Genomic DNA, 19,259 nt, shown 5'->3' with positions numbered 1-19,259 from the left:
GTTCAGTTTCCGGAATTGGGGACGGATACGGCTTCTGGAACATAGGCGTCGTACTGCGCGAAATGCTGATATTGCGCTTCCGCCGCGGCCTCGTTGGCCACTTGTCGTGCCCGATCAAGGTCCGCGGCGCGGCCATTGGCCGCCAGTTCCGCCTGGATATCGGAGAGCTGCCGCGATTGCAGGGCCAGGAGCTGATTGCCCGCCTGGGCCGCCTGAAGCGCGCCGGCCGAGGTCTGGCTGGCCGAGACGAGCTGCGTCATCGCCGCGCTGTCACTCGGAATATTCCCGACCACACGGGCCTGGAGCTTGAGCGCGTCCTCGAACCCGCCGACGGAATTCTGCCAGCGGGTCTGGGCCTGGCTGAACAGGGCGCTGTTGGACATGCCGGACGAGACTGACGTATAGGCCTGCTGATATTGCTGTTCGACCGACTGAACGCTGTAGGCGATGTTCTGCGCCTGGGCGAGCAAAGCCGTCGTCTGGGACATAGTCGATTGCAGCGTCGACAATGTCGAAAGCGGCAGCGTCGCGAGATTGCGGCCCTCATTCACCAGCATCTGTGCCTGATTGGCGAGGGACGAGATCTCGTTGTCGATCTGCTGGAGTTCCCGCGCCGCAATCATCACGTTCTGGCCGAAATTGGCACCGTCGAACACCGCCCATTGGGCGTGGGCTGGGGTGATCGAAAGAGACAATACGCTGACGATGCCACCAAAAAGCAGGACCTGCTTCATGGCACATGTCCTTCCCGGAGAAGGTCGGCAGCCCAGGCCACACCCCGCGCCGCGAACCAGGCCAGCAGGAATCCGTTCCGCCCATGCTCGGCCAGCACCTGGTCGATCAGCCGGTGATCGTCCTTGCCGGAGGCCGCGCAGAGCGCCAGCGCGACGGGACCGAGCCCCAGTTCGAACAGCCGGTTGCCGCGCTGGGTCTGGCAGTAATATTCGCGTTTGGGTGTCGCGCGGGCGATGATGGCGATCTGCCGGTCGTTCAGCCCGAAATCACGATAGATCGCCATTATCTGTGGCTCGATCGCCCGCTCGTTGGGCAGGAAGATCCTGGTCGGGCAGCTTTCCACCACCGCCGGGGCGATCGGAGAATTGGCGATGTCGGACAGGGACTGCGTCGCGAAAATCACTGACGCATTCTTCTTACGAAGGGTTTTCAGCCATTCACGCAGCTGGCCCGCGAAGTTCCCGTCGTCCAGAACCAGCCAGCCCTCGTCGATCACCAGCACGGTCGGCCGCCCGTCGAGACGGCCCTCGATGCGGTGAAAAAGATAGGACAGCACCGGCGACGCGGCGCCGGAGCCGATCAGCCCCTCGGTCTCGAACGTCACGATTTCCGCGTCGCCCAGCCGCTCGGAATCGGAGTCCAAGAGCCGCCCATAGGGACCGCCGAGGCAATAGGGGACCAGGGCCTGTTTCAAGGCATTCGACTGCAGGAGCGCCACCAGGCCCGACAGGGTTCGTTCATGAACCGGCGACGACGCGAGGGAGTTGAGCGCCGACCAGAGATGGGCTTTTACATCGGGGGTGAGCGTGATCCCTTCATCCGCGAGGATCTGGCCGACCCATTCGGTGGCCCATTTGCGCTCATTCGGATCGTCGATCCCCAGCAGCGGTTGGAGCGACACGGCGGGCATATCGGCATCTCCGTCCGTCAAGCCTCCACCAAGATCATGCCAATCCCCGCCCATGGCCAACGCCGCCACCCGCAGTGAGCCGCCGAAATCGAAGGCGAAGAGCTGCGATCCCTCGTAGCGTCGAAACTGAAGCGCCAACAGCGCCAGCAGGACGGATTTTCCCGCGCCCGTCGGACCGGCGATCAGCGTATGGCCGACGTCGCCGACATGGAGCGAAAACCGGAATGGCGTGGCGCCCGCGGTCTTGCCGTAGAAGAGCGGCGGCGCCCTGAAATGCGCGTCCCGTTCCGGCCCCGCCCATACCGCCGAAAGCGGGATCATATGCGCCAGGTTCAGGGTCGAGACTGGCGGCTGGCGCACATTGGCGTAGACATGACCGGGCAACGATCCCAGCCATGCCTCCACGGCGTTGAGGCTTTCCGTCATGCAGGTGAAGTCCCGGCCCTGGATGATCTTCTCGACCAGCCGCAATTTCTCGCTGGCCACCGAGGGAGAGCCATCCCAGACCGTGATCGTCGTGGTGATATAGGCCTGTCCGACATTGTCGGCACCGAGGGACTGCAGGGCGAGATCCGCATCGGCGGCCTTGTTGGCAGCATCGCTGTCGACCAGCACCGACGCCTCGTTGGTCATGACCTCCCGGACAATGGCTGCGATACTCTTGCGTTTTGCAAACCACTGGCGGCGGATTTTCGTCAGCACTTTGGCAGCGTCCGTCTTGTCGAGCAGGATGGCACGCGTCGACCAGCGATAGGGCATCGCCAGCCGGTTCAGGTCGTCCAGAATTCCGGGAAAGGTCCGGGACGGGAATCCCGTGACCGTGAGCGTCTTCAGGAACGCGTCGCCGAGCTTTGGCTCCAGACCACCGGAAAGCTCCTGGTCCACCAGCAGCGCGTCGAGATGCATCGGAATTTCCGGTACCCGCACGCGCTGTTGCCGGGTCGAAATCGTGCAATGCAGATAGGTCAGCGTCTCGCCGTCGTTCAGCCAGATGGCTTCGGGCATGAAGCCGTCCAGCAATGCCAACATCCGGTCCGTACGATCGATGAAACTCCTGAGCATGCCATGCGGGTCCGGACCGTCACGTTCGATACCCTCATAGAGAAATCTGGCGGCGCGATCGGAAGATTCCACGGGCGGAAGCCAGACTAGCGTGAGGAAATACCGGCTCTCGAAGTGCGCACCCTCATCCTCGAATGCCTCGCGCCGTTCCAGATCGACCATCTGGCTGGCGGCATCGGGAAAGTCGCTCTCGGGATAGAGTGTCGCCGGCACGCGCTGCGCTTCCACGAACACGGCCCAGCCAGAACCCAGTCTCCGGAGCGCGTTGTTGAGGCGTCCCGTCACACCGACCAATTCAGCGGGCGTCGCGCTGTCGAGATCCGGCCCGCGGATCCGCGCGGTGCGCTGGAAGGAACCGTCCTTGTTCAGGACGATACCCTCTTCCACCAGGGCGGCCCAGGGCAGGAAGTCGGACAGAAGGGAAGCGCGATTGCGGTATTCGCCAAGTGACATCATGGTCCTGCCCTCCTCACGCGCGCAGCCAGGCGGGATAGCGGAGATGCCGCCGCCCCACCTCGACGAACAGCGGATCGCGCTTCGCCCCCCACGCCGCCAGGGTATGGCCGACGATCCCGAACGCGGCGCCGATCAGCCACAGACGCAGGCCCAGCGCGATCGCGGCAGCGAGCGTCCCGTTGGCGATCGCGACCGCTCGGGGCGCGCCACCCAGCAGGATCGGATCGGTGAGGGAGCGATGCACCGGAACGTGGAAGCCTGGTACCGCGTCGTCGTCATAGCCGGGCGCCATCAGATCAGCGCTCCGCCGGAGAAGGAGAAGAAGGACAGGAAGAAGCTGGACGCCGCAAAAGCGATCGACAGGCCGAAAACGATCTGGATCAGGCGGCGAAAGCCACCGGACGTTTCGCCGAAGGCCAGCGTCAGGCCGGTGACGGTGATGATGATCACCGACACGATCTTGGCCACCGGCCCTTGCACCGATTCCAGAACCTGGTTGAGCGGTTCTTCCCACGGCATGCCGGACCCGGAGGCCCATGCCGACGACATGGTGGCGAAGAGGGCGATGCCGGCCATGCTCGTCAGGCGAGACAGGCGACCGGAGGGAGCGCGCGCGACCGCGCGCGCGGACAGAGTCTGCAACATCAGAGTGTTTCCTCGAAATCGAACTGATTGGCAGGGTCAGGACGCCGGTCGCGGGTAACGGGCGCATTCAAGGTGTTGAGCCGATAATCGCGGGACATGGTGTCCAGTCCATCGACTTCGGCGAGTTCGGACAGCCGGCGGCCATTGCCTCGGCCGGACAGCACGGCGATCACGTCGATCGTCTCGGCGATCAGGCCGCGGGGTACGGTGACGACAACTTCCTGGATCAGTTGTTCCAGCCGACGCAGGGCGCCGATCGCAGTACCGGCATGCAGGGTGCCGATGCCGCCGGGATGGCCGGTGCCCCAGGCCTTGAGGAGATCAAGAGCCTCGGGGCCTCGCACCTCGCCGATCGGAATACGATCGGGACGCAGACGCAGGGCCGAGCGCACCAGATCGGAGAGCGACACGACGCCGTCGCGGGTGCGCAGCGCCACCAGATTCGGGGCCGCGCATTGCAACTCGCGCGTATCTTCGATCAGGACGACGCGATCGTCGGTTCTGGCGACTTCAGACAACAGGGCATTGACCAGCGTGGTCTTGCCAGTCGAGGTGCCCCCGGCGACCAGGATGTTCTTCCGACCCGCGATGGCGCGACGGAGATAAATCGCCTGCGCTGCCGTCATGATGCCGGCGGCGACATAATCGTCGAGGGTGAACACCGCGACCGCCGGCTTGCGGATCGCGAAGCTCGTGGCCGTTACGACGGGCGGCAGCAGGCCCTCGAACCGCTCGCCGGTCGGCAATTCCGCCGACACACGCGGCGCTGCCTCATGCACCTCGGCGCCGACATGGTGCGCGACCAGGCGTACGATGCGTTCGGCATCGGCCGGCGCAATCGTCTCGCCCGTATCGGATAGTCCCTCGGACAGCCGGTCGATCCACAGCCGCCCGTCCGGGTTCAGCATCACTTCGACGGTGGACGGGTCCGATAGATGTCGCGCGATTGCCGGTCCCATGGCAGTGCGCAGCATGGAAATGCCGCGCATGCCGGCGGCCTCGTGAAGAGCGGATGTTCGCATGATCGTCCCCGATGCGTTGAGCCGTCCGGCCTACCCGGACTGCAACGGGGACAAATAGAAGAGGCACGCGTTTCCCGATCGCAACAAGAGATTCGACGAATATCGTACTCCGGCGTACCAACGCGTAATCGGGCGTATATAAACTGATCCAGGCGCAAGTATGTTAATTTGTTATGTATTGTCAGCAGGATAAATGTCTGACATCAGGCGCACGATCGCAATAGGATCGCGATCCGACACCAGATTCGCAATATTCTTGACCGTCGCACCGATTGCCGATCGCAGTACAGAGAATGGCAGGGGATGCTACGTCTTCATTCTGTTCGGCAGATTAGGGTGTCCCAAGTAGACATGCGACTGCCTGAACGCGCATGGCGGCCACTTTACTTCGCAACAACTCCTTTCAGAAAGGCCATATGGTCGTGGATGGTCAGATGCCGTGTGGAAGGGCCCGGTCTCAAGGAGTTTGTTTCACACGAGATCGTTGGATCATAATTCCGCCGGGTTGCTTGGATGCGGGTGACCGTGTTTCAAGCGAGCAGGGAAAAGCCCTCTTTGCATGGACTCGGGCTTCGCCCTATTCTGACAATACCTTCCAGCCCGTATCGAGGATGCCCCGATTGAGCAGCGACAAGGACATCATTCTCGGCCGCCTGAATGCGATGGCCCAGATCGTTACCGCGCATCTCGCCGCGACCAAGGTCGAGACCGATCAACTCCCCGATTTGGTTCGTCGCCTCTATACGTCGCTGTCGGTCGAAGAACCGGCACCGACACACGGTACGCCGGCGACAGCGGCGACGCCCCCGGAAGCGCCGGCAAAGCCCGCGCTTGCAGGCGGTTGGTCCGTGTCCGTCGCTGAACCTCTCGATCTGGCGGTTCCCACGGCTCGGGTAGAAGAGAAGCCGCATCCCGCGGTGCCGATCAAGGAATCCGTGTTTCCCGACTATGTGATCTGTCTTGAAGACGGGAAAAAGCTCAAATCGCTTAAGCGCCACCTGACGTCCGCCTTCGGCATGACGATCGAAGAGTACAAAGAAAAATGGGATCTCCCGGACGAGTATCCGACTGTCGCCCCTAATTACGCCGAAATGCGCCGCAAAGTGGCCCAATCGATCGGTCTTGGAAAGCGTACGAAAGACGCCGCAAGGCCTGCCCCAGCGCCACGCCAGCCGGTTGAGGCGGCCAAGGCACCAGCCGCGCCCACCGCACCTGGGGGAGAGAGAGGCCGGAACTCGGGCAAAAAGACCGATGAGTTGCGGATGGCAGGCGCGCTTTCGCGCTGAAGCGGCACCGGACGTCGCCTCTCAGGGGGAGTCCGCCTCATCGGGCGGCTCCCGTTCGACGTCCGTCCGAAACCGTTTGTCGCTGGCCAGCCGCCGCCCCAGCATTTCGACAAAGCGGTCGTAGCGCTCCGCCCCCTGCGCACGAGCGGCGGCCGCGATGCTGTCCGGCAGACCGGGCATGCTGGTGAACCAGAGGCGGATGAACAGCGCGAGCGTCTCGACCGAGATCGACAGGTCGCGTTCGATCCGCGCCTGACGACGGTCGAGCCGCTGCACGGCGGCGTCCAGCGACGCCTTGGGATCACCGCCCGCGCTTTCCGGGTCGAGCCAAGCCGCGATCGCGGCTTCGGCCAGCAGGGAGTCCGACATCGACCGACGGGCGGCCTGCGTCCGCAGACCCTTCCACAGATGCGGCTCCAGATAGACCGAAAGCCGCTTCTTCTTCTGGCGCGCACCGCTCATGACAACCCCAGATCATTGCCAGGATCGAGGGCAGCCTGACGGGCTTTGCGTGCGAGGTCTGCCGTCAGTACCGTATGGAGGTCTTCCTCTTCCATCGGATCGCGTGCGCGCTCACGCATGGACGGTTCACGCGCGAGATCGTCGTCATCCTGCGGCGGCAGGTCGGGTTCACCCGACACGTCCATTTCCGGCTGACGGCGCGCCTCGGTGCCGACCGGATCTTCGTCCTCGCCTGCCTCCTTCGCCGCGTCCTCCGGCGTGTCGGGTTTGACCTCCGGCTTTGACGGCTGCGGGCGCCCGGTCCAGTCGTCGGGCGCGACCGGCAGACCACGCGTGCCCGTTTCGGGCGCGGGCATGAGCCGTTCCCGAAAACGGGCGTCGCGGAAATACCGCGCTTTCTTGGCCCGAATGGGCGACATACCCGAAAGCAGGACCAGCTCGTCGGTCGCCGGCAGTTCCTGAACCTCGCCGACGGTCAGCAGGGGGCGTGCACTCTCCTGGCGTGACACCATCAGGTGCCCGAGCCAGGGCGACAGCCGATGGCCGGCATAGTTCTTCTGTGAGCGGATTTCGGTTGCGGTGCCGAGTGCATCGGAAACACGTTTGGCCGTACGCTCGTCGTTGGTCGCAAAGCTCACGCGGACATGGCAGTTGTCGATGATCGAGTTGTTCTGCCCGTAGGCTTTTTCGATCTGGTTGAGCGACTGGGCAATCAGGAACGCCTTGATCCGGTAGCCGGCCATGAAGGCCAGCGCGCTTTCGAAGAAATCCAGCCGCCCGAGCGCCGGGAACTCGTCGAGCATCAGCAGAAGGCGCTGCCGGCCCCCGGCCCCCGATAGATCCTCGGTCAGCCGACGCCCGATCTGGTTGAGCATCAGCCGAATCAGCGGCTTGGTGCGGCTGATATCGGAGGGTGGAATGACAAAATAAAGCGTGGTCGGCCGGGCGGCGTCGACGAGATCGCCGATGCGCCACGCACTGCGGCTCGTCACCTCGGCGACAACCGGGTCACGATACAGGCCGAGGAACGACATGGCGGTGCTCAGCACGCCGGAGCGCTCGTTGGGAGATTTATTGAGCAATTCGCGCGCGGCGGACGCCACCACAGGATGGACGCCACGCTCCCCGAGATGGCGCGTGCCCATCATGACGACGAGGGTGGCGGCGATCGAGCGCTTCGGATCGGACAGCAGGCTGGCGACACCGCGCAGCGACTTGTCGGGCTCGGCATAGAGAACATGGAGGATTGCCCCCACCAGCAGGGAGTGCGACGTCTTCTCCCAATGGTTGCGGCGCTCCAGCGATCCTTCGGGATCGACCAGCACGTCCGCGACGTTCTGGGCGTCGCGCACTTCCCACGCGCCGAGGCGGATTTCCAGCAGGGGATTGTACGCGCAGGACGCCGGATTGGTCGGATCGAACAGGATCAGCCTGCCAAAGTGACCCCGGAACCCCGCCGTGATGGACCAGTTCTCGCCCTTGATATCGTGGACGATGGCCGAGCCCGGCCAGGTCAGCAGGGTGGGAATGACCAGCCCGACACCTTTACCGGAGCGGGTCGGCGCGAAACACAGCACATGTTCCGGGCCGTCATGGCGGATATAATTGCGCTCCCAGCGCCCCAGCACGACGCCGTCGGGTCCGACCAGTCCGGCCTGCTCGATATCGCTGCGTTCGGCCCAGCGCGCCGATCCGTATGTCGCGGTACGTTTCTGCTCCCGCGCGCGCCAAACCGACAGCGCGACCGCGGTGAGGAACGCCAGCACGCCGCCCGATCCGGCGATCCACGCCCCTTCGACGAAGATAGGCGGCGCGTAGGCATTGAATTCGTACCACCACCAGGGAAACAGGAACGGCGCGTAGAGCGGCCACCGCCCGGCGACGACCGTCCAGGGCGCCCCAAGCTCCGGCTGAAACGCGAGCCGCCAGGCGACCCACTGCGTGGCGGCCCACCAGGCGAGCAGGACGATCAGGAAACAGAGACAGAGCTGTCCCCAGAGAATACGTGATCCGGACATCGAGCCCTCCGTTCAAACGGAGAAACTCTGGCGGATGAAAGCACGGTGAATTCAAGCGAATTTGGATGGATTGACGGCAGGGGCGCAGCGGGGCGTGAACAAACTGGCGGAGGCGTAATCGGGGTCGCATCCCGCCCAGCACGACCGTGACTCACTATTTTTTCTTGGCGCCAGCCTGTTCGATCTCGCTGTTCAGAAGCCGTTCCGCCGCTCCCCAGGCCCGATCGGCGGCATCCTTTTCATCAAGCACATTGGCCGAAACCACCGCGCCATCGAGAAGGTAAATCATAGTGTGCGCCAGTTCATCCGATCGTGTCTTAGGCACTCCGTTCGCTTCGAGGAGGACCCGCACCGCGTGACGCAAGCTGCGTTTCTGAACGCGGGACAGTTCCGCGATCGTGTCCTGCCTACCTTTATACTCTGCAGTGGCACGCGAAAAGACGCAGCCCGCGAAATCGGGCTGACCGAACCAGGCCGTATGCCAGTCGAACACCGCACGCAGACGCGCTTTCGGGTCGGTGTGGGCCCGCACCGCGTCGATCAGCGAGGCTTCGAGGTTTTCGATGTGCCCTTCCAGAAAGTCGACCACCAGCCCCTCTTTGTTACGGAAGTGGTAGTAGATCGCCGTCTTGGCAACCTCGGCGCTGTCAGCGATGTCGTCGACGCTAACCTGGTGGAAACCGGAACGGGCGAACAAGGAGCCCGCAGTCGTCAACAAGGCCTCGCGACTATCAATCCGATTCCGCTTTCGGCGGAGTTTCTGCTGTGGCACGTCCAGGACCTCAAAGGATTTCACATCAATCGGTTCCAGCTTGTGACCGGAACGTATTGTGCGTCAACAAGTTCAAGGTACGGATCAAGCCACAGCGGATGCCGTAGGACAAGTTAATTAGCTGCTAGCACCTGAACGGTCCGTCCAAAGGCGGGCTACCGATCACCCGACCGCTGCGAGCAAGGTCTTCGGCGGCGAAGGCATTGATTTCATCTCGGCCAGTTGCCAGTCCCAGTACGCCTTGCTCGAATTCAATCGCATGATGGCCCCTTCGAGTACGGCCCGCGCTTCACCGGGATAGCGCTTGAGTACCGGAACGATCACGTTGTCGATCCAGCCGTCGCCATGGAGGGCATCGACCTCCACGTGCTCGCTATAATAATCAAGCACCGACGGGCGGTCGGTGCCGATCCCGACACGCCGACAGCCGGCCAGGAGCTTGGCATATTGCTCGGGATCGGAGAGTTCCGTGATAGCCAGGGCGCCAATGGAGCGGAAATACTCCCGCCGGTTGAAGGCAAAATAGAGCAGGAGATTGTATCCCGACAGCCCTTCCCAGCCCAGCGCATCCACGAATTGATCCGGAGTATCCTCAATGCCCAGGTACTCGAGCAGGTCCCGGTAGAGGCGCACATGCGTGCGGGCCTGGTTACCCTGCCCCATCTCATCCCAGAAATTGTGCGCGACCTCCATCCTGACATCTTCGTCGATCCCGACGAGCGACAACACAATCAGATCGTAGAAACGCATGTTGAGCGCATAATCGGTTGTAAAATATTTGATGATTTGCGGGCGGGTCGCATCGCTCTTCATGAAATCGAAGACCGTATGATTATACCCCGCGTGTTCTCTCCACAGCGTCTTGATCGCTTGTCCGATCTCTTCCGGTTGTATCTCGGCCGGGACCACGCCCAATCGTGACACCTCCCACTGGATCCAAGCCTTCTCGATTGCGCGGCGCGCGCGGAGAAGCTCGATGCTGTACTGGTTTCCCGTCAGACCCGAGCGCGGTTTGCAAAGGTGCAACCCATAAAGATCGTGGAGGAGGCGATGCACGACCTCCCGAGCCGAAGCGTCGTCCTTGGAGAAGGCGCGGCCGCAGGCGCTCTCCACGAGTCCATGAAGATCGCTCACGGCGCCACGCGACGAGAGAAACAGATCGGCATCGGCATGCGAGAGAGCGTCGCGCACCATGCTCTGCAAGACCTCGAGGGTGCTCTCGGTCGGCTGAAAATCAGGTCGCGCGGATACGGCGCCGCCAGCGTGTGTCAGCATGAAGCAGTCCTTGAGATTATGTCATCGACGGGAAACAGCTCGCGACCTGTGATGCCAACACTGACGAAACGTTCTGTTCTCTGTCAAGAAGAATTCATCCGCAATGTTTCGTGTATCATCATGAGTGTAGAACGTGCCGACCGCCCTACGTGCCGTCCGGACGACCGCGATAATCCTGTGCCTGACGCCATATTTCACGCCTGATTCCAGCGCGCAGCGCTCTCTAGAGTGCGCAAATCGTAGTTTATCGCCGTGCGCTCGAGCAGGTGGAACGACCATTCCGTGCACCCTCAGAGTGCTCGTTAATTCACGAATATGTGATGCATCGTACCGCATTTTTTGCACGCCCGCCCTGACACGACTACGCCCGAACACGCCAACATACTCCGCAACACACTGTTCTAATATACTTTTTTGTGCCCCGCCGTGCCTGACCGTGCGATGTTTCGCGCCACACTATCGGCAGCAAAAAAGGTAGGATGATGCGAGACAAAGACGCTACACTATCGAGGCCGCCTCGCGTGATTCTCAGTCCGCACCCTCGTGAAAGTGCGACAACGCAAAGCATGATGGACGCTCTTCGCGAACTGGTGCGCGCCTTGGCTCGTCAGGCAGCGCGGGATTATGTTGAAAACGAACACAGACCGATCCGTACACGATCGGAGGAATGACAGGAGGTCGCTGTGAAAGTCGCGCTCTATGCCCGCTACTCCTCCGACAGCCAGCGTGACGCCTCAATCGAGGACCAGCTACGGCTCTGTCGCGATTATGCCGCGCGACAGGACTGGTCAGTCGTGGACAGCTACACGGACAGGGCCGTCTCCGGCGCGTCGCTGTTGCGTCCAGGCATCCAGGAACTGATGCAGGACGCACAGCGCGGAAAGTTTTGCATTATTCTTGCCGAAGCGATGGACCGGCTTTCGCGTGACCAGGAGGACATCGCGGGCCTCTTCAAGCGCATGAAATTCGCCGGCGTGCGAATCATTACGCTCTCCGAGGGAGACGTCACCCAGCTCCATGTCGGACTCAAGGGCACCATGAATGCCCTCTTTCTACAGGATCTGGCGGACAAGACACGGCGCGGTCTCCGGGGACGCGTGGAAGCCGGCAAATCAGGCGGCGGCTTGTGTTATGGATATGACGTCGTGCGGCAATTCGATGCCAGTGGCGAGGCTGTCCGCGGACAGCGCACAGTCAACGCGAACGAGGCGGCTATCGTGCGGCGTGTCTTCCGTGAATATGCGGACGGCAAGGCGCCGAGAGCCATCGCGCTGGATCTGAATGCCGAGGGTGTCGCCGGACCGCTAGGGGGCGCCTGGGGTCCCTCCACCATTCACGGTAACCGGGACCGTGGTACCGGCTTCCTGAATAATGAGATGTATATTGGTCGTCTGATCTGGAACCGCCTTCGCTATCTCAAGGATCCAGAAACTGGAAAGCGCGTTTCACGCCTGAACCCGGAAAGTGAATGGATCGTGAAGGACGTTCCTGAACTTCGTATCGTCGAGCCGGAACTCTGGGAAGCCGCCAAGGCCCGCCAGGCAACCACGACGTGGTCACAAAAGACACGCGGCGAAGGGGTTCACCCCCTCAACAGCCTGAAGCGGCCTCGTCATCTCTTCACGGCAATGACGCGGTGTGGCTGCTGTGGCGGTGGTTTTTCGATGATCTCGAAGACTCTGCTCGGTTGTTCAACCGCGCGCAACAAGGGCACTTGCGACAACCGCATGACCATTCGACGCGACGTGCTCGAGAAGTCTGTGCTTAACGGGCTGCGGACGCGCCTTATGGATCCCGCGCTCTTCAAGGAATTCTGTGACGAATTCACCCGGGAGGTAAACCGCGTGAGAATGGAACGAGGCGCGGACCTTGCCGCGATGCGTGCCGAACTGCCGCGCGTCGATCGTGAACTGGATAAGGCAATTCAGGCCATCCTCGACGGCGTTCCGGGCGCGAAGCTGAAGGACAAGATCGGAAGGCTGGAAGCCCGCAAGGAGGAGTTGACGGCACTGCTGGCCGATGCGCCGCAGCCCCCTCCCCTGCTGCATCCGAACATGGCTGTGATCTATCGGGAACGCATCGAAGCGCTGTACGAAAACCTCCAAAAAGAAGATGCGAGCATGGAAGCAGTCGAGCGGCTGCGCGCTCTGGTCTCGCGTATCAAGCTGATCCCGCAGGACGGTGAGCTTGCTATCTTCCTTGAGGGCGATCTGGCCGCGATCCTGAACTTTTCGTCCAACAGAAAAGGCGCCGCAGCCCATCCGGACCATGACGTTCTTCAATCGTTCATTGAGCAGGATACATTGGTTGCGGGGGCACGCAAGTACCGATTTCCACATTCGCTTCAGGCTGCACTATAGTTACAGAATATCAATTAGTTAGCCGCAAACCCAACCATCAATGACACGCAGTCGGATACGCTCCTTGCACCGCTTGGCGTCGACCCCCTCAACGATCGCACAAACGAAGCTTTCCCCGTTAACGATGATCAGGCATCGATGCCAAGACAGGTTTTGGCGAATTTCAGAGCGTCGCAATAACCTCTCGCGCAGAGGCAATGGCTTTTTCGCGAGCGTGCGCTCCGAGAGCGACACCCTCTGCCAGCACAGTTGTAATCTCCATGATTCCGATGAATCCCAGGACCGCGCGCAGATAGCTTTCCTGATGTTCCATGCCTGCCGCTGGGCTGCCCGGCGAATAATGGCCACCTCGGGCCAGAGCCAGAATGACCCGTTTATCGCCGGCGAGACCAACTGGCCCATTGTGAGTATAGTGAAACGTCTTTCCCGCGACCATGATGTGATCGATCCAAGCCTTAAGCTGGCTCGGAATGGTGAGGTTATACATCGGCACACCAATAACGATTGTTTCGGCGGCGAGAAATTCCGTCAGCACCCTACCTCCAAGGTGCAGATCCTCCTGCAATGCCTGATCGTGCTGAACGTCCGCATTCTGCCCAGCAAGATAGCGGCCGGTCAGATTCCCGATCGGACGTGCCGCCAGGTCATGATAGATGACCTCAACATCTCCCCTTACTTTGAGGTGAGCGACGATTGCAGCCGAGAGAATACGGCTGACCGAGTTCTCTCCGAGAATGCTTGAATCAATATGAAGCAATTTCAAGGTGTCATCTCCTGAATGACGACTTACTCCTCTGGCGGGAGCAAGGTCGGTGAGAAAAGATCCTTACCCAGCACGCTGAGCCGCGTAACTCCCGGCGAAACCACGCTGCTGGTGTCCTGTCGGCATATCTGAAGGCGCTTACGCTATCCCGTACGCCTTCCAGAATGTGGTCACGGCATTACTTGCCCACTGATCAACCTGCGCTTCTGAGGGCGTGGCGTGCGGATGGGTCAGGCACTGGATCTGCGGTTCCCCCCGAACGAGATTGGTAAACTGAGCGGCGGCCGCATCACGCCCGATCTCGCTCAAGTCAACCTCTCCCGCTTCGATCGCCTCGGCCAGATGCAGGGAGACGACACCCTCAATCACATGAGGTCCCGCGAGAAAAAAAACTCTGGCGAGATTTGGAAAAGACGGTGCTTCGGCGACCACAACACGAAACAGTGACAAGGCATCGGTGGAAAGCACGATACGCAGATAAGCGCGAGCGATTGCGGCAAGGCCAGCTCGAAGGTTACCCTTCTGGCTGCTGATCGCCCTCACCTTACTTGCGTGCGCGGCGCATTCAGCTTCGATGACGGCGACGAAAAGTGCCTCTTTGTTAGGATAGTGGGCATAGACGGTCGACTTGGAGACCCCGGCTTCACGCTGGATCATATCGGTCGTTGCCATGCTGAACCCGTGCGCCAGAAAGACCGTACGCGCAGCGCGCAGAACGACCAGTGCCTTGGGTGGCATGTCCTCAAGGTTATCTGCGGACGACTCGCCCGCTGCGCCGCGTTCATTTCTCGTCATACAATTTCCAGTCGCGTCGGGTGTATGGTCAAACATCCAGCCCATATACCGAACCGATCGGTTTATAACAAGCAGGAGCTTGTTAGTCTATGGGCTGGATGACCGTGCTTCCCCCTCGATAAATTCCGTAAACAAAGAGATGTTGACAATATTCCCGCCGGCGACATAGCACAGTACCGATCGGTTCGGTTCGAATCGCTTTACCGGAGCGAGACGCAACCATGCCCCCTGTTGAGATCCAGTCCCCATGAGCGGCACGACGAGCACCCCAAAGCCTGCTTTGCGCATTCCGCCTCTGGTCGGATTGCTGGGTATGCTGTTTCTGGTGCTGGCCGTGGAACTGAACGATCAGGTCCTGAACACCTCGCTCTGGGACGTCGCCGGGGCTCTTGGGCTCTCCCACGATGAGGCGGTCTGGCTGCCCAGCCTGTATCTCGTCGCCGAGATCGTCGGAATGGCAACAGCTCCGACCATGGCGGCGATCTTCACCCTACGACGCTTCGCCTTGTCCGTGGCTGCCCTCGCGACGCTGCCGACCCTGCTCATGACGACCGGGCCGGGCGTGTCGGCACTGTTTTTCCTCCGCCTGGTGCAGGGACTGGCCGGCGGGTGGTCAATCCCGCTATTGATGATGACGGCGTTACGGGTACTGCCTCCACCCATCCGTCTTTATGGCTTGGCGGTGTACGCGTGCTCGGCCACCATCGCCCCCAACCTTGCAACAAGTCTCGCCGCCTTGTGGACCGATGGGCTGCAGGACTGGCACTTCATCTTCCTCGGCGTCATTCCGTTCGTGACCATCGCCGCGGTGCTGATCTGGTTTGGGCTCGATCAGGATCCCCCGCGCTATCCCATGCTGCGTCAGTTCGACTGGCCCGGGGTTATCTTCGTCCTCATGGGGTTCGGCAGCCTCGTCGTCGCGCTGAAACAGGCCAATCGTCTCGACTGGCTCAACTCGCCGACCATCTGCCTGCTGTTCCTCTGCTCGGCGATCGGCATTCCAGCCCTGGTGCTGCGCGAACTGCACGCGCCGCAACCGCTTTTCCGGCTGGATCTGCTGAAGAGGCGAAATTTCGCCTATGCGCTCATAGCCCTCGTGCTTGTCCTTATTATCGCCCTTGGCTCAGGGCCAGTGCCCATCAGTTTTCTGACCCAGATCCACGGCTACCGGCCGGCGCAGGCTCATGTGCTGACCCTGTTCGTCGCCGCCACTCAGCTGCTGCTGCTGCTGCCACTGACCGCCTTCAGGCGGCGTTGATCGATCCCTTCATGAATGTCGATCATGCCTGGATGAGCGCACCGACGTTTCCGCCGCACCCGCATGCGGGATTTTCCGCGGTTTCCTATATCTTTCCCGATTCCGAGACCGGGATCGATAACCGCGATTCACTCGGCACGCACAACCTAATCCGTCCGGGCGGTCTGCACTGGATCACCGCCGGCAGTGGGGTAATCCATCAGGAGAACCCGGCAGAAGAAGGCAAGACGGTTCATTCGCTGCAGATCTTTGTCGCTCTCGCACCACAGGAGCGAGACGTCGCGCCTTTCCCCCTGAGCCTGGAGCCACAGGATATCCCGGTGTTTCAGGGGAAAGGCGTCAAAGTGCGTGTCCCGCTTGGACGGTTCGGCGACCTGTCCTCGCCACTTAAACCGCCGACGGCGGTGACCATGCTGGATGTCTCGCTCCAATCCGGCGCGACACTCACCGTTCCTATACCCGCCGGCGAAACGGCCTTCGTCATGCCGATCTTCGGCACGGTCGATGTCGACGGACAGAGTTTCGATTTCGAGAGCCTGAAAGTGCCCGTATTCAGCGCTCAGCCGTCTCCCCAAACGATCACTCTCGGCACCGCGCGAGATACGGCCAAGGCAATGATTTTCGCTGGCCGTCCTTTCAATTGAAGTAGAGTAACCCCGATAATAACCGACCGCCTCTGTTCGATTTCATTTTCTGATCGACAGCAAGGGGATCAAGCGACCACAATGGGTAGGCTGCGCGGGCGGCCCCTAAGCTTCGCATGGGTGCGACAGCCCGATATCAATGCCTTCCTGTCCTGGAGCACCGATCTCGTCTCGGTCGTCATGAGCATTGAATACGACCCGGCGGATGCGGCGAACGCCACGCGGTTCACGCCGGAAAACTGCCGGTCACTCGCGGCCTCGTGCCTCGGATTGCCCTTCGAACAGATCGACGTGGTTGATATCCATCCCTGGTGTCTGTCGTCCTGGCAGGCCGCCAGCTTCCGGCGAGCACGGATGTCGGTTCCGACGAGCGGGCGATGTCAGCCCGCACGGCAGGTGTCGTGCGGGCCTGTGGGTGGATCTGAAGCATCATTCGCTCTCCCTGCAAACGGAAGAAAACCATGGAGCGTAACGCGGTATCGCCCACGCTACATCATCCCAATGACGTCTCACAATCCGACAGCTATCCGATCCTGCCCCACGCCGGGAACGTGCCCAACCCGATCGCCGTGCCTCCGCGCGACCTCCATGCCGAGCCGGGAACACGCGCGCCGCATGTCGGGCTGCGCTGGGATGGCGTCCGTCTCTCCAGCCTCGACCTGTTCGGCGACGGGCTGGTGCTGCTGGCGGAGGCAGATGCGGCCGACTGGTGCCGGGAGGCGGACGCGTCATGCCACCAGCACGGAATTCCAATATCCTGGCATGTCGTGGGACGCGACGTAGACGATCTGGACGCGGTGTTTCCGGCTGCCTACGGGATTTCGGCAAGCGGGGTCGCTCTCGTCCGGGCCGACGGGTTCGTCCTGTGGAAGGCCGTGCGGACAACGACTTTCTCTGAAGCGGAGTTGCTGACTGTTCTCGTCAACGCGCAGGAAGTGTCCGCCCCCGTGGCGTGACGCCCGCTCCGGGCCCGATCAGAGCACCTCAGCAACGGCTTGCTCGCCGGTCGAGCTCGCCGCCTGGACTCATCGCGGCGCCAGCAGTGCAGCACCTCGGCCGTCCAGCCGCTCCTGGCAACAATCGATGTCATCGCAGCTCATTCCGACCCATAAACAGCTCGATCTTCCCCCCCCACACTCACCGTACATGCACGGAGCGTAGGCGAAAATCTCTGGCTCACCATGTTTATGATAGCTCCTTTTCACAGATAGGAGCCTCCGGCAAACGCGGGACGCTTCAGTCCCGATTCGCCATGTCACATGTGGTATAGCTCTCACATTTCGAGATGCAATGTTTTCGTCTCAATATATTCTTCCATCCCGGCCGCGCCCCCTTCACGCCCAAGTCCCGACTGCTTGACACCTCCAAAAGGTGCCGAGGCCAAAGAAATGGCACCGGTATTCATGCCGACCATCCCACATTCAAGCGCTTCACTGACGCGCCAGGCGCGACTTACGTTGCGTGTGAACACATATCCCGCGAGACCGAAAGGCGTCGCGTTGGCGAATGTTAGGGCCTCCCGCTCTGACTCGAAACGAAATAAAGGCAGAACCGGACCGAAGGTTTCTTCCGATGCGATCAGCGCGTCGGGAGGCACATCAGCCAGCACGATTGGCAACACGACACGTCCGAGCACTGTCAGTTCTCTTCCAATTATCCTCGCGCCGCGAGACAACGCATCATCCACGTGAAGCCGCACTTTGGCGACGGCTGCCTCGTTGATAAGAGGACCAATCGTTACGCTCGGGTCCATTCCATTGCCCCCGGAGGCACTCTCCAAACATTTCACAATCCGTGCACAAGTTTCCTCGTACACACCATTCTGGATATAAGCCCGATTTGTACAAACGCATGTCTGTCCAGCATTACGAAATTTACTTGCCAAAACACCTTGAACGGCGACATCGAGATCCGCATCATCGAAAACGATCAACGGCGCATTACCGCCCAACTCAAGAGTCAGACGCTTTACCGTTTCACCCGATTGAGCCATCAAATACTTGCCAACCGGCGTGGAGCCGGTAAAGGATAATTTACGCACGCTGGGACTCCGCAATAGTACATCCCCGATTTCACGCGCAGGGCCGGTCACGACACTGAAAAGACCCGCTGGTATAGAAGCTCTCTCTGCCAGCACGGCGAGAGCCAGAGCGCTGAAAGGCGTCAGCTCAGACGGTTTGACGATCATGCTACAGCCAGCGGCAAGCGCTGGCGCAGCCTTCCGCGTAATCATAGCGGCTGGAAAGTTCCACGGAGTAATTGCAGCTGTAACTCCAACTGGCTGTTTCAGAACAATAACCCGACGGTTCTCATCAGGCCGCATGACATGACCGTTCAAGCGTCGGGCCTCTTCCGCATACCACCTAACGAAACTTGCGGCGTACAGAATTTCGGCCCGAGCCTCCGACAACGGCTTCCCTTGCTCCAGAGTCATGATCCGGGCAAGATCGTCCTGATTCTGGATAATCAGATCATACCACGCACGCAATCTGTCCGAACGCTCCCGATCCGGGAGCCGCGCCCACAGAATCTGCGCTGCCTTAGCGACGTCGATCGCCTCATCGACCTGCTCCATAGTGCAGGCTGGCACATAACCAATCTCCGCCTCGTCAAACGGATTTCTAACAGAAATCGTCTTACCATTTGAGGATGCAACCCAGCGACCCGCAACATATGCCTGCTGACGAAACAGCGCCGGATCGTCAAGGATTCTCAAAACAAAATCCACTGCAACACTCCCTCGGGCTCTGCCTCACAGGCAGAACCACCCGTCGTCGAACTCTGTGCTTGATTCTA

The 19,259-nt window shown here is 61.0% G+C and carries 17 protein-coding genes and 1 pseudogene; 5 read left to right on the top strand and 13 right to left on the bottom strand.

All coding sequences use genetic code 11. The annotated features are described in order from the left end of the window. Positions 1–2 precede the first annotated feature (2 nt). The 5 genes from trbJ to trbB are packed head-to-tail and all read right to left on the bottom strand — an operon-like array spanning position 3 to position 4,830. Positions 3–734: a P-type conjugative transfer protein TrbJ gene (trbJ, locus tag HLH48_RS10655; RefSeq protein WP_182997492.1), complete on the bottom strand. Its 732-nt coding sequence runs from the start codon at positions 732–734 to the stop codon at positions 3–5. Further along, positions 731–3,163, bottom strand: coding sequence for a conjugal transfer protein TrbE (trbE, locus tag HLH48_RS10650; protein ID WP_182997491.1), 2,433 nt, complete (start codon positions 3,161–3,163; stop codon positions 731–733). The genes trbJ and trbE overlap by 4 nt, the downstream gene beginning before the upstream one ends. A 13-nt stretch (positions 3,164–3,176) precedes the next feature. Next, positions 3,177–3,455 (bottom strand): VirB3 family type IV secretion system protein, encoded by a 279-nt coding sequence (locus tag HLH48_RS10645; RefSeq protein ID WP_182997490.1) that lies wholly within the window; start codon positions 3,453–3,455, stop codon positions 3,177–3,179. Next, entirely contained in the window at positions 3,455–3,808 is a 354-nt protein-coding gene (locus tag HLH48_RS10640; protein WP_182997489.1) for a TrbC/VirB2 family protein, read from the bottom strand. The genes HLH48_RS10645 and HLH48_RS10640 overlap by 1 nt, the downstream gene beginning before the upstream one ends. Next, complete coding sequence (gene trbB / locus HLH48_RS10635) at positions 3,808–4,830, bottom strand: P-type conjugative transfer ATPase TrbB (protein ID WP_182997488.1); 1,023 nt, start codon at positions 4,828–4,830, stop codon at positions 3,808–3,810. The genes HLH48_RS10640 and trbB overlap by 1 nt, the downstream gene beginning before the upstream one ends. Before the next feature lie 662 nt (positions 4,831–5,492). On the opposite strand from trbB, the gene HLH48_RS10630 reads away from it, so the two are divergent. After that, positions 5,493–6,116 (top strand): MucR family transcriptional regulator, encoded by a 624-nt coding sequence (locus HLH48_RS10630; RefSeq protein ID WP_246387239.1) that lies wholly within the window; start codon positions 5,493–5,495, stop codon positions 6,114–6,116. A 21-nt stretch (positions 6,117–6,137) separates the two neighbouring features. Here the strand turns inward: HLH48_RS10630 and HLH48_RS10625 are convergent, their stop codons facing one another. The 4 genes from HLH48_RS10625 to HLH48_RS10610 form a co-directional block, all read right to left on the bottom strand. Next, positions 6,138–6,578: a CopG family transcriptional regulator gene (locus tag HLH48_RS10625; RefSeq protein WP_182997486.1), complete on the bottom strand. Its 441-nt coding sequence runs from the start codon at positions 6,576–6,578 to the stop codon at positions 6,138–6,140. Next, a complete protein-coding gene (locus HLH48_RS10620) occupies positions 6,575–8,596 on the bottom strand; it encodes a conjugal transfer protein TraG (protein WP_182997485.1) in 2,022 nt (673 codons plus the stop codon). The genes HLH48_RS10625 and HLH48_RS10620 overlap by 4 nt, the downstream gene beginning before the upstream one ends. 154 nt (positions 8,597–8,750) lie before the next feature. Then, positions 8,751–9,392, bottom strand: coding sequence for a TetR/AcrR family transcriptional regulator (locus tag HLH48_RS10615; protein WP_264812295.1), 642 nt, complete (start codon positions 9,390–9,392; stop codon positions 8,751–8,753). A 138-nt stretch (positions 9,393–9,530) separates the two neighbouring features. Further along, positions 9,531–10,643, bottom strand: a complete 1,113-nt coding sequence (locus HLH48_RS10610; protein WP_246387230.1) for an iron-containing redox enzyme family protein — start codon at positions 10,641–10,643, stop codon at positions 9,531–9,533. Positions 10,644–11,326: 683 nt separating this feature from the next. Here HLH48_RS10610 and HLH48_RS10605 point away from each other — a divergent pair. Further along, on the top strand, positions 11,327–13,003 hold the full coding sequence (locus HLH48_RS10605; RefSeq protein ID WP_182997484.1) for a recombinase family protein: 1,677 nt from the start codon (positions 11,327–11,329) through the stop codon (positions 13,001–13,003). 163 nt (positions 13,004–13,166) lie between these two features. Here the strand turns inward: HLH48_RS10605 and HLH48_RS10600 are convergent, their stop codons facing one another. Together HLH48_RS10600 and HLH48_RS10595 are read right to left on the bottom strand one after the other, a co-directional pair. Next, the gene (locus HLH48_RS10600; protein ID WP_182997483.1) at positions 13,167–13,766 is read right to left on the bottom strand and encodes an FMN-dependent NADH-azoreductase; all 600 of its coding nucleotides are present in this window, start codon (positions 13,764–13,766) and stop codon (positions 13,167–13,169) included. A 138-nt stretch (positions 13,767–13,904) separates the two neighbouring features. Next, complete coding sequence (locus HLH48_RS10595) at positions 13,905–14,561, bottom strand: TetR/AcrR family transcriptional regulator (protein ID WP_182997482.1); 657 nt, start codon at positions 14,559–14,561, stop codon at positions 13,905–13,907. 247 nt (positions 14,562–14,808) lie between these two features. Here HLH48_RS10595 and HLH48_RS10590 point away from each other — a divergent pair, with 247 nt between their 5' ends. The 3 genes from HLH48_RS10590 (at position 14,809) to HLH48_RS10580 (ending at position 17,419) form a co-directional block, all read left to right on the top strand. Next, on the top strand, positions 14,809–15,819 hold the full coding sequence (locus HLH48_RS10590) for an MFS transporter (protein WP_182997481.1): 1,011 nt from the start codon (positions 14,809–14,811) through the stop codon (positions 15,817–15,819). Between the two features lie 11 nt (positions 15,820–15,830). Next, positions 15,831–16,463 (top strand): pirin family protein, encoded by a 633-nt coding sequence (locus HLH48_RS10585; protein ID WP_182997480.1) that lies wholly within the window; start codon positions 15,831–15,833, stop codon positions 16,461–16,463. 461 nt (positions 16,464–16,924) lie between these two features. Beyond that, on the top strand, positions 16,925–17,419 hold the full coding sequence (locus tag HLH48_RS10580; protein ID WP_182997479.1) for an aromatic-ring hydroxylase C-terminal domain-containing protein: 495 nt from the start codon (positions 16,925–16,927) through the stop codon (positions 17,417–17,419). 38 nt (positions 17,420–17,457) lie between these two features. Here the strand turns inward: HLH48_RS10580 and HLH48_RS23220 are convergent. Continuing rightward, positions 17,458–17,652 (bottom strand): annotated as a pseudogene (locus HLH48_RS23220) (IS3 family transposase); the annotation flags it as partial. Between the two features lie 84 nt (positions 17,653–17,736). Continuing rightward, complete coding sequence (locus HLH48_RS10575; protein ID WP_182997478.1) at positions 17,737–19,191, bottom strand: NAD-dependent succinate-semialdehyde dehydrogenase; 1,455 nt, start codon at positions 19,189–19,191, stop codon at positions 17,737–17,739. Positions 19,192–19,259 lie beyond the last annotated feature (68 nt).

This window comes from Gluconacetobacter sacchari (assembly GCF_014174255.1).
Lineage (GTDB): Bacteria > Pseudomonadota > Alphaproteobacteria > Acetobacterales > Acetobacteraceae > Gluconacetobacter > Gluconacetobacter sacchari.
The sequence above is the reverse complement of the archived record's forward strand: the minus strand, read 5'-3'. Positions and strand labels throughout refer to the sequence as shown.